This is a genomic window from Flavobacterium sp. ov086 (assembly GCF_900187965.1).
Lineage (GTDB): Bacteria > Bacteroidota > Bacteroidia > Flavobacteriales > Flavobacteriaceae > Flavobacterium.
Genome location: NZ_FZNL01000008.1, coordinates 28,312 through 41,671, shown reverse-complemented (window position 1 = coordinate 41,671; position 13,360 = coordinate 28,312). Strand labels below are relative to the sequence as shown.

At 30.0% G+C, this 13,360-nt stretch carries 12 protein-coding genes; all 12 read left to right on the top strand.

Features of this window, described 5'->3' with window-relative positions:
• The 12 genes from CHB81_RS10590 (at window position 1) to CHB81_RS10535 (ending at window position 13,360) form a co-directional block, all read left to right on the top strand.
• Window positions 1–1,143, top strand: a complete 1,143-nt coding sequence (locus tag CHB81_RS10590; protein ID WP_089351874.1) for a glycosyltransferase — start codon at window positions 1–3, stop codon at window positions 1,141–1,143.
• Window positions 1,134–2,159, top strand: coding sequence for a glycosyltransferase family A protein (locus tag CHB81_RS10585; protein ID WP_089351873.1), 1,026 nt, complete (start codon window positions 1,134–1,136; stop codon window positions 2,157–2,159). The genes CHB81_RS10590 and CHB81_RS10585 overlap by 10 nt, the downstream gene beginning before the upstream one ends.
• A gap of 5 nt (window positions 2,160–2,164) precedes the next feature.
• Window positions 2,165–3,043 (top strand): beta-1,6-N-acetylglucosaminyltransferase, encoded by an 879-nt coding sequence (locus CHB81_RS10580; RefSeq protein ID WP_089351872.1) that lies wholly within the window; start codon window positions 2,165–2,167, stop codon window positions 3,041–3,043.
• Window positions 3,040–4,116: a glycosyltransferase family 2 protein gene (locus tag CHB81_RS10575; protein ID WP_089351871.1), complete on the top strand. Its 1,077-nt coding sequence runs from the start codon at window positions 3,040–3,042 to the stop codon at window positions 4,114–4,116. The genes CHB81_RS10580 and CHB81_RS10575 overlap by 4 nt, the downstream gene beginning before the upstream one ends.
• A gap of 42 nt (window positions 4,117–4,158) precedes the next feature.
• A complete protein-coding gene (locus CHB81_RS10570) occupies window positions 4,159–5,253 on the top strand; it encodes a glycosyltransferase family 4 protein (RefSeq protein WP_089351870.1) in 1,095 nt (364 codons plus the stop codon).
• Window positions 5,253–5,927, top strand: coding sequence for an acylneuraminate cytidylyltransferase family protein (locus tag CHB81_RS10565; RefSeq protein WP_089351869.1), 675 nt, complete (start codon window positions 5,253–5,255; stop codon window positions 5,925–5,927). Before CHB81_RS10570 ends, CHB81_RS10565 begins: the two co-directional genes overlap by 1 nt.
• A 139-nt stretch (window positions 5,928–6,066) precedes the next feature.
• Window positions 6,067–7,110: an N-acetylneuraminate synthase gene (gene neuB, locus CHB81_RS10560; RefSeq protein ID WP_089351868.1), complete on the top strand. Its 1,044-nt coding sequence runs from the start codon at window positions 6,067–6,069 to the stop codon at window positions 7,108–7,110.
• A gap of 7 nt (window positions 7,111–7,117) precedes the next feature.
• Window positions 7,118–8,239 (top strand): UDP-N-acetylglucosamine 2-epimerase, encoded by a 1,122-nt coding sequence (neuC, locus tag CHB81_RS10555; protein WP_089351867.1) that lies wholly within the window; start codon window positions 7,118–7,120, stop codon window positions 8,237–8,239.
• The gene (locus CHB81_RS10550) at window positions 8,239–9,633 is read left to right on the top strand and encodes a UDP-glycosyltransferase (protein ID WP_089351866.1); all 1,395 of its coding nucleotides are present in this window, start codon (window positions 8,239–8,241) and stop codon (window positions 9,631–9,633) included. The genes neuC and CHB81_RS10550 overlap by 1 nt, the downstream gene beginning before the upstream one ends.
• 59 nt (window positions 9,634–9,692) lie before the next feature.
• Window positions 9,693–11,126 carry an MBOAT family protein gene (locus CHB81_RS10545; protein WP_089351865.1) on the top strand — a complete coding sequence of 478 codons (1,434 nt, stop codon included), beginning with the start codon at window positions 9,693–9,695 and terminating at the stop codon, window positions 11,124–11,126.
• Window positions 11,126–12,007 (top strand): hypothetical protein, encoded by an 882-nt coding sequence (locus CHB81_RS10540; protein WP_089351864.1) that lies wholly within the window; start codon window positions 11,126–11,128, stop codon window positions 12,005–12,007. The genes CHB81_RS10545 and CHB81_RS10540 overlap by 1 nt, the downstream gene beginning before the upstream one ends.
• 30 nt (window positions 12,008–12,037) lie before the next feature.
• Window positions 12,038–13,360, top strand: coding sequence for an alpha-1,2-fucosyltransferase (locus tag CHB81_RS10535; RefSeq protein WP_089351863.1), 1,323 nt, complete (start codon window positions 12,038–12,040; stop codon window positions 13,358–13,360).

Genomic DNA, 13,360 nt, shown 5'->3' with positions numbered 1-13,360 from the left:
ATGAAAATACTTTTGGTTTCCATGCCGTCTGTTCATGTTATTCGTTGGATAGAAAATCTAAAAGATACGTCATATCAACTATATTGGTTTGATGTTCTGGGAAGAGGAAAGTTAGAAACTTTAGATTCAGTTCAACAATTTACGGGATGGAAAAAAAGAAAATTACCACATATTAAGGGAGAATTTTTTTTAAGCAGAAAATTACCGGCTCTATATGAAAAGATGAGCCCACATCTTGAAGTAAGAGTAAGTGAAGCATTAGAAAATATCATTCTTGAAATCAAACCAGATATTATTCATAGTTTTGAAATGCAAAGCTGTTCATATCCCATATTAGAAACAATGCAAAAATATCCAAAGATAAAATGGCTGTATTCTTGTTGGGGAAATGATCTGTATTACTATCAGAAGTTTTCTGCACATTTAAAAAAAATAAAACAAGTTTTACAAAGAGTTGATTTTTTGCACACAGATTGTCAACGCGATTTTGGTTTGGCTAAGGAATTAGGTTTCAAAGGAGTGCATTTAGGAGTTATTCCTGGCGGAACTGGTTATAAATTAGAGGAATTTCAAGCTCTCAAATTACCCGTTACTGAACGAAAAATAATACTCGTAAAAGGTTATGAACATCATCTTGGTAGAGGATTGAATATTTTAAAGGCACTACATACTATTCAAGATCAAATTCAGGAATATCAAATTATTATTTTTGGAGCACATGAAAAGGTAAATGATTATGTAAAATCAAACCATTTAAATTTTAAGGTTTACGACAGACATGAACTTTCACATATTGAATTAATGCAGTTAATGGGGAAGTCATTACTGTATATAGGCAATAGTATTTCAGACGGAATGCCAAATACACTTTTAGAAGCTATAGTAATGGGAGCTTTTCCAATTCAGTCAAACCCTGGAGGAGCAACCGAAGAAATAATTAAAGATGGAGTAAATGGGGTATTAATTAAAAATCCGGAATCGATCTCTGAAATTAAAGAGCTTGTTTTAAATATTATTTTTGATTTTGAAATATTAGAAAAAGCAACAATTAAAAATAATGATATAGCCCTTGAAAGATTAGATTATTCAAGTAATAAAGAAAAAGTTATTGACCTTTATAAAAATATTTTAAAATGCGAGTAGGATTTAATCCGCATAAGGACAAAACTCAAGATGCATCTGATTATTCCCATCAGGTTATTATTCCTGTTTATGTACCCAATCTGGATGGTTATTTTCAAAATGGTTTTGAGATTTTGAAACTATGTTTAAATTCACTTTTTACCACAAGTCATGATAAAACATTTGTTACAATTGTAAATAATGGTAGCTGTCAAATGATTGTGGATTATTTGAACGACTTGTTTGAACAAAATAAAATACAGGAAATAATTCATACAACCAATATCGGAAAACTTAATGCTGTTTTAAAAGGTATTTCAGGTAACAATTTTTCTTTAATTACGATTTCAGACTCAGATGTTTTGTTTTTAACCAATTGGCAAAAAGCAACCTATGAGGTTTTTGAAAATTTTTCTAAAGCAGGAGCCGTATGTTCAACGCCATCTTCGAGGTCATTACGAACATATACATCAAATATATATTGGGATTTGTTTTTTTCAAAAAAAATAAAATTTATTAATGTGTTGAATCCAGATGCATTAAAGAAATTTGCTCATAGTGTAGGAAATATTGATTTCTACAATTCGATACAATTAAAAAAATATCTGATAATAACCAATAATGATAAAAAGGCAGTTGTGGGAGCTGGACATTTTATAACAACTTATAGAGCTTCAGTTTTTGATGGTTTAGACAGCCGATATACAAATTATAAGCTTGGCGGTGACAGTGAATTAAAGTTTTTGGATATCCCGATTGTAAAAAAAGGATTTTGGAGATTATCTACAACTGATAATTTTACGTATCATATGGGAAATATTGTCGAAGATTGGATGTTTGATGAAGTTTCTAAACTAGAACAAAATAAGGAAGAAAGCAGTTTTCAATTAAAGCTTGTTAACCCAAGTTCTAAATGGAGTTACTACATTAAAAGTAAATTTTTTGCCAAGTTTATGCTGAACAAAAAAATCATGAAGTACTATTTAATCTGGAAAGGACTTTCAAAAGAAGAAGCTAATAATTATTTGAGAGGATAGATAAAATGCAAAATAATATTAAAATAGCCTATCTAATAACTGCTTATCATAATTTCGATCATCTTAAAAAATTAATTGAGGCACTCAACGATAGTAATGTCTTTTTTTATTTACACATAGATAAAAACTCTTTACTGCCAACTAATCTAAATGAATTTGATAACGTTCAGTTCATTAAAAGAAGCAAAGTTTGGTGGGCAGGATGGTCACATCAAAAAGCAATACTTAATTTAATGTTAGAAGCTGTTAAAGCTAACTATGATTATTATGCTTTAATAAGCGGAAGTGATTATCCAATTAAAAATAATGATTATTTATATTCACAATTAAAGCAAGGAGGAGAGTTCATTAGTATAAAAGAAGGTTTTCCTTCTGAAATGAAGAAAGGGTGGGTAACAAATTTTTACTTTGATTTGTTTTATAGAAGAAAACCAAACAAGCCAATTTGGATAAAAGTATTATTAAAATTGGAAAAAAAAATCAGTTTATATTTTCCCAAAAAGAAGTTTCCGTTCAAAAAAGTTTTTTTTGGACCAACATGGTGGGTTTTGAGTCATTCGAGCATAGTTTATATATTAGATTTCCTTGATTCTAATCCAAAATATGAAAAGTTCTTTAAAAATTCGTACTGTTCTGAAGAGATTTTGATACCAACTATTATAGGAAATTCTAACATTAGTAATTTAAAAGGTAATTTAACTTATGTAGATTGGTCGGTTCATCCGGGACCAGCTTATATATCTGAAAGGCATCTTGAAGTTTTTAAAAGCAATTATGTTAGTAACGAAATAGGAGATAATCAAGCTTTTTTCGCCCGAAAATTCAAAAATGATTCCCCTGAACTTTTGCAGCAAATTGATAATTTAAGAAGCCAGGTTCCATGATAACTATACTTTACCCTTATCGCAATAGAGAAACAGAACGTGTTAAGCGTTCCTTAGATTCTTTGACAGAGCAAACCAATCTTAATTTTAAAGTAGTTTTGGTAGATTATGGCTCCAATATTTCTTCGGCTTCTAGTATTAAAGAATTAGTTTCCGGTTATTCATTTGCAACTTATGTTTACAATTTTTCAGAATTTCAGCCTTGGTCAAGAGCCAAAGCCATAAATGTAGGATTAAGAAATATTACAACCGATTATGTTTTTACAGCTGATGTGGACATGATTTTTAGCCCCAATTTTATCGAAAAATTGCAGGAGTTAAAAAATCCTTTAAAAGCGTATTACTTTAAGGTTGGTTTTTTGAATGAACAAGAATCAAAGACCGTAAAAATATTTGATAATTATTCTATTGATTTTGGCAGTGAAGTTGGTGCTCAGGGATTATCATTATTTTTTCTGGAATCGGTAAAATCGATTAATGGATATGATGAGTTTTTGCATTTTTGGGGAGCCGAGGATATTGATATTCATAATCGATTAGAAAGAACAGGAAGCGAAAGTATTTTTTATAATAATGAAATTTTAATGCTTCATCAATGGCATAAAAGTTATAGACGAGAAGAAAAAAAAGTTCTCACACAAGATCTCCAATTAACTAATATTGTTCAAATAAATCACCAGCAATTACTGCAAAATGATCGATCTGCAAAGACACAGGTAAACAAAACAGAATGGGGAAATGGAGTTTCTATCTCTGACTTTAATGAATTAAAACAAAGTACAGGCGAAAATTTAATACTTAATAAAGTTGAGGTCATAACACATTTTTTGTTTAGTGAATTACCAACTTTTAGCAATGGAATCATAAATGTTCGTTTTGTAAAAGATAAATTTCAAGGGTCAACAAAATATAGAATAAAGAAGTTACTTGGAAAAAAAGTTCCAAAATATTATTCATTAAAAGAAATTAATGATATGCTTTTACAGCATATTATTTCATTTTATCATACTTATCCTTACTCTTATGAGATAAGTAATGATCTAAAAAGTATTTCTTTTAAAATAAAAAAATAAGAAAGATTTAAATTTTATTATTTTTACCCAAATCCTACTACAATGCCTCAAGTAATTCTGATTTCTCAAGTTCCGTTACCATATTCCAAAATTGGGAGCTGGACTACTTTATATGATAATTATTTGAGTAATCATCATGAGATAGATCATATTATTTGCCCGAAACCTGAGAGACTTTATTCAGGAATTCAATACCAATTTGTCGCAAATTCATTTTCTATGAAATTTCAAAAGCGAATTTCAAAAAATCCATATTTGGGTTATTTAAAAGCGCTTGAAAAAATTCTTGAAAAAGAAGATAAATTCATTATTCAAATTATTGATAATTTTGGAATCGTTAAACCTATTATTGATTTTTTAGAAAGAAAAGGAAAAAGAAGTCAATGTTACATCCAGTTTTTTTATCATGGATTTTCACCTTTTTATGAAAATTTTCTTGGAAGATGGTTTTTTGAAAATATAAATGAAATGGTCGTATTGACCAATGATTCGTATCAGGCACATAAAAACTATTATACAGTTTTACCAATAAAATTTTCGGTATTGCATAATGGTGTTGATACTTCTAAATTTCATAAAATACCTGATTCAGAAAAGATAGCTTTAAAAAAAGAATTAAAAATTAGTAATAAAAAAGTATTTGTCTGGTGTTCTCAAGACCGTCCTAAAAAGGGATTAGACCTTATTTTAGAAGTTTGGAAAAGAATATATAATCACGAAAAAGATATTATTTTGCTTATAATAGGAGCAGATCGTGAAATTAAAATAGATGGAGTTTCTTTTCTTGGAAAAATTCCCAATAATGATTTGCCAAAATATTACCAAATTGCAGACTGTTATTTATTTCCCACACTTTGGCAAGAAGGGTTTGGATTGAGTTTAATAGAAGCCCTAAATTGCGGATGCTATTGCATTGCTTCTGCTAACGGCGGAGTTTCTGAAGTTTTGCAATATGGAAAATTAGGAAAACTTATTGAAAATCCAAATTTCGTGCAAGAATGGATTGATGCAATAGAGTTATTTCTGAATCAAAATGCGACTAACAATTTCGCTGTACCACAAGATTTATATTCTATGCAAAATTGGAATGTCGGAATGAATACAATAATCCAAAATGCTAAAAAGAGTTTGAGTTAATGAAAACGATCGCAATAATTCCAGCTAGAGGAGGTTCAAAACGTATTCCTGAAAAAAATATTCAAGTTTTTGCAGGACTGCCATTATTAGCACATTCTATTTTGTATGCTAAACAGAATGAAGCAATAATAGACGAGATATACGTTTCGACAGATAATGATGAAATAAAGAAAATTGCTTTACAATTTGGAGCAAAAGTTATAGATAGGCCAGCATCCATTTCAGGAGATTTGGAACCTACCATTACTGCATTAAAGCATGTTTTAGAATCTGTTGGCATTAAAGATGTTGAAAACATAGTTTTGTTGCAGCCAACAAATCCATTACGACCACAAGATTTATTGAATGATGCTTTTAAGATATATGAGGAAGCAAATTACGATAGTCTATTTACAGTTTCGAGAAATCACCAGAAATTCGGAAAAATTAAAGACAATAAATTCTATCCCTTTAATTATAAAATAGGACAGAGAAGTCAGGATTTAGAACCACTTTTTTTTGAAAATGGATTGTTATATATAGCTAAAGCATCTTTAGTCTTAAATGATATCTTGATTTCAGAAAAAGCTTTTCCATTAGAAGTTGATCATATTTTTGCAAAAGTTGATATCGATACTTTAGAAGATTTAGAATATGCAAATTTTATAAATACTATGATGAATAGCAAAAAGTAGTATTCAGGTTTCAAATATTAAAATCATAAGATTTATTACCACTATAATAAATATTCCTCCAATTACATTGAAATGAGGTAATTAAAAAGAGAGCTACAAGTTTAAAGAATAATAAGTTTTAAAATACATTTATTAAGGAATGAAGAATCCATATATAGAAATTGCAGGTCGAAAAATTGGACCAGATTATCCACCTTTGGTAATTGCTGAAATTGGAATTAATCACGAAGGATCATTAAAAGTCGCCAAAGAAATGGTTGATGCAGCAAAAAGAGCGGGTGTTGAGATCGTAAAACACCAAACTCATATTGTGGCAGATGAAATGAGTGGAGCTGCAAAAAAAGTAATTCCGGGAAATGCAGATGTTTCTATTTATGAAATTATGGAACGCTGTTCTTTAAACGAAGAAGATGAATTAGAACTTAAGAATTATGTTGAAAGTCAAGGTATGATTTTTATTTCAACTCCTTTTTCTCGTGCCGCGGCTGAAAGGCTCAAAAAATTCGATATTCCAGCTTATAAAATTGGCTCGGGTGAGTGTAATAATTATCCTTTATTAGAACATATTGCTTCATTTGGAAAACCAGTAATTTTAAGTACTGGAATGAATACCATCGAAAGCGTTCAAAAAGCAGTTGACGTTTTTGATAAACACAACATTCCTGTTGCTCTGTTGCATACAACCAATTTATATCCAACACCAATTCACCTCGTAAGATTTGGTGCGATGATACAATTGCATGAAGCATTTCCTGATAAAGTTTTTGGATTAAGTGATCATACTTTAAATAATAATGCTTGTTTAGGAGCAGTTGCTCTTGGAGCAAGTATTCTTGAGCGTCATTTTACAGATCATATGCAACGTACAGGTCCGGATATTGTTTGTAGTATGGACGAAAAAGCATGTGAAGATTTAATTATTGGTTCAGCCGAAATTGCTCAAATGCGTGGTGGAACTAAAGTACCGGCACAAGAAGAACAAGTTACAATTGATTTTGCATTTGCTACGGTTTGTGCAATTTCATCCATTAAAAAAGGAGAGGTTTTTACAAAAGAAAATATTTGGGTAAAACGTCCGGGAACCGGTAAAATTTTGGCAGAACATTTTAATGATTTAATTGGTAAAATTGCGACACGTGATATTGAGAATGACGAACAATTAATTTGGGAGGATATTCAGTAAAATAGAAATGAAGAAAATCCTTTTTTTAACCGGGACCCGAGCTGATTTTGGAAAAATCAAATCACTAATTTCAATTCTTGAACAACAACAGGAATTTGAGGTTTTTGTATTTGTAACCGGTATGCATTTACAAGAAGAGTATGGTTACACCTTGATCGAAATTGAGCGTTGCAATTTTAAAAATATACATACTTTCGAAAATCATACCCATGAAACTACAATGGACTTGACTCTTGCTAAAACCATTGAAGGGTTATCAAATTATTGTAAAAACATTAATCCAGATATGATAGTGGTTCATGGTGATCGCGTCGAAACACTTGCCGGTGCTATTGTTGGCTCCCTAAATAATATTCTGGTTACCCATATTGAAGGAGGAGAAATTTCAGGAACTGTCGATGAATTAATTAGACATAGTGTTAGTAAACTAAGTCACATTCATTTTGTTTCTAATGCTGAAGCAAGAAAAAGACTGTTGCAAATGGGCGAGATTCCACAATCTGTTTTTGAAATAGGTTCTCCCGATATTGACATCATGTTTTCAGATCAATTGCCCGAACTTGAGGTGGTAAAAAAATATTATGAGATTGATTTTGATCAATATGCTATTGTCATGTTTCATCCGGTTACAACCGAGTTTCAGCATATGAAAAAATATGCCAATGATTTTGTAAGTTCGTTACTTAATGATAATCATAATTATATTATAATTTATCCAAATAATGATCTGGGAAGTCAGTTTATTATTGATGCTTATAATACAATAAAAAATAATTCAAGATTTAGAATATTTCCATCGTTGCGATTTGAGTATTTTCTGACTTTATTAAAAAACAGTCAATTTATAATTGGTAACAGCAGTGCCGGAATTAGAGAAGCTCCATATTACGGAATCCCAATTATTAATATTGGTACTCGTCAGCAAAATAGGGCTGTTCATGCCGATATTGTCAATACAGATTATTCTCAAAAGAGAATCGAAGAAGCGTTGAAAATTATAGATTCACATGAAATTCAGCATGCAGATCATGATTTTGGTAACGGAAATAGTACTGATTTGTTTTTGGAATGTCTGCAAAAATCGGATATTTGGCAGCTCAATCACCAAAAACAATTTAGAGACAGTTAATGAAAAATAATAAAATTTTTATTTTTTTACCTGATGGGGTCGGCCTTAGGAATTTTGCTTTTTCGAAATTTAACCAGCTAGGACTGGATGAGAATTTTGAAATTAAATATTGGAACAATACTCCTTTTAAATTAACTGATTTAGGGTTTAAAGAGATAAAAATAAACAAAGCAAAATCGCATCCGTTAGCCGATAGTTATAAAAATGCCCGAAAACATATTGAACTTGATTTAAATATAAAAAGAGAAAATGATAATGTGTACAATGATTATCGCTTTCCCTTTTCATATAAATCAATAAAACCAGCAGTTAAAAATTTATTAGCTCAGTTTTTAATTACTATGAATTCTTCTCCAAAAGGACTAGAACGAATTCGCCAAAAAATTAAAAAATTAGAGTGTAAAACAGCTTACTTTCAAGACTGTTTAAAAACACTTAAAGAAGAAAAACCTGCTATAGTTTTCTGTACTAATCAACGTCCGGTTTTGGCAATTGCGCCTCTTTTAGCTGCACAGGAGTTAGGAATACCAACAGCAACTTTCATTTTTTCATGGGATAATTTGCCAAAAGCAACAATGGTTGTTGAAACGGATTTTTATTTTGTATGGAGTGAACATATGAAAAAAGAATTACTGCATTATTATCCGTACATAAAAGAAAATCAAATATTTGTTACAGGAACTCCGCAGTTTGAAGCACATTTTGAGATTGATAATATAGTCTCGAGAGAAACTTTCTTTGAGCAAAATAAATTAGATCTAAACAAAAAATACATTTGTTACTCTGGTGATGATCTTGTAACCTGTCCTGATGATCCACAATATTTATCGGATATAGGAAATGCTGTTCGAAACCTGAATAAAAACGGATATTCGTTAGGCGTTATTTTTAGACGATGCCCCGTAGATTTTTCAAATCGTTATGATAAAGTGCTCGAAGATTATAAAGACGTTATAAATCCAATTGAACCACTTTGGGAGAAAAATGGGGAACAATGGAATACCGTTTTGCCAACAAAAGCAGATCTGGTTTTACAGACTAATACTATTATGCATACAGAGATGGTTGTAAATCTGGGATCTTCAATGGTATTTGATTATGCAAGTCATGAAAAACCATGTGCTTTTATTAATTATGATGTGGTCGACAAAAATGATGAAAACTGGTCTGTAGATAAAATTTATAATTACGTGCATTTCAGGTCTATGCCAAATAAAGAAGCGGTAATATGGGTAAACAATTCAGATGAAATTGCTGAAAAAATAAAATTTGGTTTAGAAAATCAAAAGCATATAGTTGTAAATGCCAAAGAATGGTTTGAGAAAATTAATCAACATTCACCACAATATGCATCTCAACGTATCTTTCAAGCTATAAAAAAAATAGTAGCATAGTTTTGTAAAACATCTTCGCAAGTAAAATACTTGTGTTATTTAAATATTGATATAATTTTATGTTTTTTAATTCTCTGGCTTTTGCCATTTTTTTGCCAATCGTATTTTTCTTGTATTGGTTTGTTTTTAATAAAACTAAAAGTACCCAGAATGCTTTATTAATAGTTGCCAGTTATTACTTTTATTCTTGTTGGGATTGGAGATTCCTGTTTTTATTAGTTTTTTCTACATTTCTGGATTATTACACCGGAATTCAAATCGAAAAAGGGAGGTCAGAAAAAAATAGAAAATTTTGGTTTTGGTTAAGTATTTCAGTTAATCTCGGTTTTTTGGGTGTTTTTAAATACTACAATTTTTTCGCTACTTCGTTCTCTGAATTGCTAAATTCAGCTGGAATTCAGGCAAGTCCAATTTTATTAAAGGTAATACTTCCGGTTGGAATCTCATTTTATACTTTCCATGGATTATCATATGTAATTGATATTTATTATAAAAGAATAAAAGCCGAATATAACTTCATTGACTATTCCTTATTCGTAAGTTATTTTCCATTATTAGTTGCCGGTCCTATAGAAAGAGCAACACATTTACTGCCTCAGGTAAAAGTAAAACGAGAATTTGATTTTCAGATGGCTAAGGATGGTGTGTGTCAAATTATTTGGGGTCTGGTTAAAAAAGTAGTTATTGCAGATTCATGTGCAACTTATGCCAATGATATTTTTGATCACTACACAGCTATGAATTCTTCATCACTAATCTTAGGAGCAATATATTTTGCCTTTCAAATTTATGGAGACTTTTCAGGATATTCTGATATTGCATTAGGAGTTTCAAAATTGTTTGGTTTAGATTTATTAAGAAACTTCAATTATCCCTATTTCTCAAGAGATATTGCCGAATTTTGGCGACGCTGGCACATTTCGCTTTCATCCTGGTTTCGGGATTATTTGTATATTCCGTTAGGCGGAAGCAAAGGAGGAATTTGGATGAAAGTTAGAAATACGTTTATCATTTTTGTAGTTAGTGGCTTTTGGCATGGAGCAAGTTGGACATACATTTTTTGGGGTTTTATAAATGCCGTTTATTTTCTGCCTTTACTTTTATCAAATAGAAATAGAAATAATATGGATGCAGTTGTACTAAAATGGAATATTGATTCTGTAAAAGTAGTAATGAGTATTCTATATACTTTTTTATTGACCTGTGTTGCCTGGGTGTTTTTTAGAGCCAAAACAGTATCAGATGCTGTTTTATATTTAAAGCAAATTTTTACGAACAGAAATTTCGGTTTTCAATATATGGAAAATGATCGTTACAATTATGAGTTGCTTCTCATAATAGGGATATTTGTTTGTGTAGAATGGAATAATCGAACAAAAACAGAACCACTTTCAGGAAAAAGAAGCGTGTTTAAAATAGCTTTGGCAATAGCTGCAATAATGGCTTTTGGAACCTTTTCAGATTATAAAGAATTCATATATTTCCAATTTTAATGAAAAATTTTCTAATTTATATAAGCAAGATAGTTCTTCTAACAGTTTTTATAGCGGTTGTTTTAGATGGAGTTTATACAGCTGTTTTCATGAAAGCTAAAAGACGAGGAAAAATTGAAAATGTTTATAATTCAAAATCCGAGAAATACGATGTAGTTATTCTAGGTTCATCAAGGGCTAATAATCATTTTGTGGCGCAAATGTTTCAGGATAAAGGTTTAAAAACCTTTAATTATGGAATGAGTGCAGCTCATTTATTTGAAGCCTCATTGTTATTGAAATTAATGGTTGAAAGAAAATGGGAAATTAAAAATGTTATTGTCGAAGCGGATCTTAACCTTGCAATTGAACACAGATCTGAACCAATTTCAGCTAAGTTTTTACCTTACATTCATAATTCAACTATAATAAAAAATCAGTTCGAGGATCAGGAAAATTTTAATGAAATATATTATTTGCCATTTTACAGGTATATAAAATACGACTCTAAAATAGGATTTAGAGAAGTTGCCTTTACTATGATTGATAAAAAAACAAATGCGCTGGATAATTTTGGTTTTTATCCTTTACAGAAGCATAAAAATGGTAATATGAAAAATGATATTGTAAATCTAAACCCTTTACCTCACAATAAATATTATGAGGAAATAAAAAATATTTGCAAGGAAAACAATATTAATTTTATTGCAGTTATGACCCCAATGTGCGAAAATGTTAAAGGGATGAACTATTTTGATAAAGTAAAAAAGGCATATCCTGAAATTCATAATTATGAGAATGTAGTAATCGAGGATAAGTATTTTTCGTCATGTGGACACATGAATGATGCCGGAGCAAGAATGTTTACTGCCAGAATTTTAAAAGATTTTTTTAATAAATAAACACTTGGGTTAAAGAAGATCTCACGAAAAATGATAACATACTCTAAAATAGGAAAGAAAGGAAATTTGGGAAACCAGCTTTTTCAAATTGCATCTACCATTGGATTGAGTGCTACAAATAATCAGCAATATGCTTTTTTAAACTGGAAATATCAGGATCATTTTAAAAACAAATTACCACTTTTAACATCAGATTTTTCAAGTTTTATAAATGTTGAAGAAAAAGAATATAATTATCATGAGTGGAATTTAAACACAGAAGATTATGATCTTTCCGGCTGGCTGCAAACTGAGAAATATTTTGATAGAGCTTTAACAAAGTATTATTTTGAGTTTTCGGATTCTTTAATTGATAGACTTAAAAATTTATATAGTAATGCTTTTAGCAAGCGAACAATTTTGATCTCAATTAGAAGAGGCGATTTTGTAAATCATCCGGATTATTTTCAGTTGCCAATTAATTATTATTTGAATAGTTTAGCGCGATTTTTTCCGGATTGGCAATCTTGTAGTTTAATCATTTTAAGTGATGATATAAAATATTGCAAGTTTCATTTTTCTTTTTTGGAAAACGCCTTTTTTGGAAGCGGACTAAATGAGATCGAGCAATTATGCTTAGGATCAATGTGCGATGACTTTATTATTAGTAATTCTACCTTTTCATGGTGGACAGCGTGGTTAGGTGAAAAAAGCGATTCAAAAATAATAAGACCTTTAAAAAATTTCGATGGATTAAAGAGTCGGGAACTTAATGATAAAGATTACTATTCAGATAGATGGATAAAATTTAATCATCTCGAAAATAAAGTTAAACTCAACGATACGGCTTTTAATATAAAGGCAAGGAAAAATTATAACGAAATTAAAGAATATATTTCTAGTTATTTTGACGTAAAAATAATCGAGGCTAATAATGAAACAGATTCCTTTAGCAATATTTATGTTATAAAAAAAGACTATTTTTTGCCTCCTTTATTAATTTATTCGTCTTATTTAAAGTTACGAAAAACAGAAACTAGTTTAGTCGTTAATCAATTAATTAAATTATTTAAAGTTTCAAAGTATTTAAATTATAATGAGTTTCTTCAGCAAAAAGATTTTGGCTTATTCTCTACTATTTTTTCTTTTCCAAAAAACGAAAAAAGAAAAGGAAGTTTTGAAGTTTATTTAGAAAGAACTAAAAAATCAGTTGAAGATCAGAATGAATTTTTAGAACCTTGTAGCAGCATATTATATTTTTATGGAGGAAAGTTCAACCGTTTTGGAGGCTATGGTTATAGTTTCAAAAAGTTTATAAAAAGAAAAAAAAGAGAGCTTAAAAGAGCATTAAAAAAAGTGCTTCCAATAAAATAA

Coding starts and splice junctions, on each gene's coding strand:
- CHB81_RS10565 (WP_089351869.1), top strand. CDS start 5,253: ATGAAAACGATCGCAATAATTCCAGCTAGAGGAGGTTCAAAACGTATT.
- CHB81_RS10570 (WP_089351870.1), top strand. CDS start 4,159: ATGCCTCAAGTAATTCTGATTTCTCAAGTTCCGTTACCATATTCCAAA.
- CHB81_RS10535 (WP_089351863.1), top strand. CDS start 12,038: ATGATAACATACTCTAAAATAGGAAAGAAAGGAAATTTGGGAAACCAG.
- CHB81_RS10540 (WP_089351864.1), top strand. CDS start 11,126: ATGAAAAATTTTCTAATTTATATAAGCAAGATAGTTCTTCTAACAGTT.
- neuC (WP_089351867.1), top strand. CDS start 7,118: ATGAAGAAAATCCTTTTTTTAACCGGGACCCGAGCTGATTTTGGAAAA.
- CHB81_RS10575 (WP_089351871.1), top strand. CDS start 3,040: ATGATAACTATACTTTACCCTTATCGCAATAGAGAAACAGAACGTGTT.
- CHB81_RS10580 (WP_089351872.1), top strand. CDS start 2,165: ATGCAAAATAATATTAAAATAGCCTATCTAATAACTGCTTATCATAAT.
- CHB81_RS10590 (WP_089351874.1), top strand. CDS start 1: ATGAAAATACTTTTGGTTTCCATGCCGTCTGTTCATGTTATTCGTTGG.
- CHB81_RS10545 (WP_089351865.1), top strand. CDS start 9,693: ATGTTTTTTAATTCTCTGGCTTTTGCCATTTTTTTGCCAATCGTATTT.
- CHB81_RS10550 (WP_089351866.1), top strand. CDS start 8,239: ATGAAAAATAATAAAATTTTTATTTTTTTACCTGATGGGGTCGGCCTT.
- neuB (WP_089351868.1), top strand. CDS start 6,067: ATGAAGAATCCATATATAGAAATTGCAGGTCGAAAAATTGGACCAGAT.
- CHB81_RS10585 (WP_089351873.1), top strand. CDS start 1,134: ATGCGAGTAGGATTTAATCCGCATAAGGACAAAACTCAAGATGCATCT.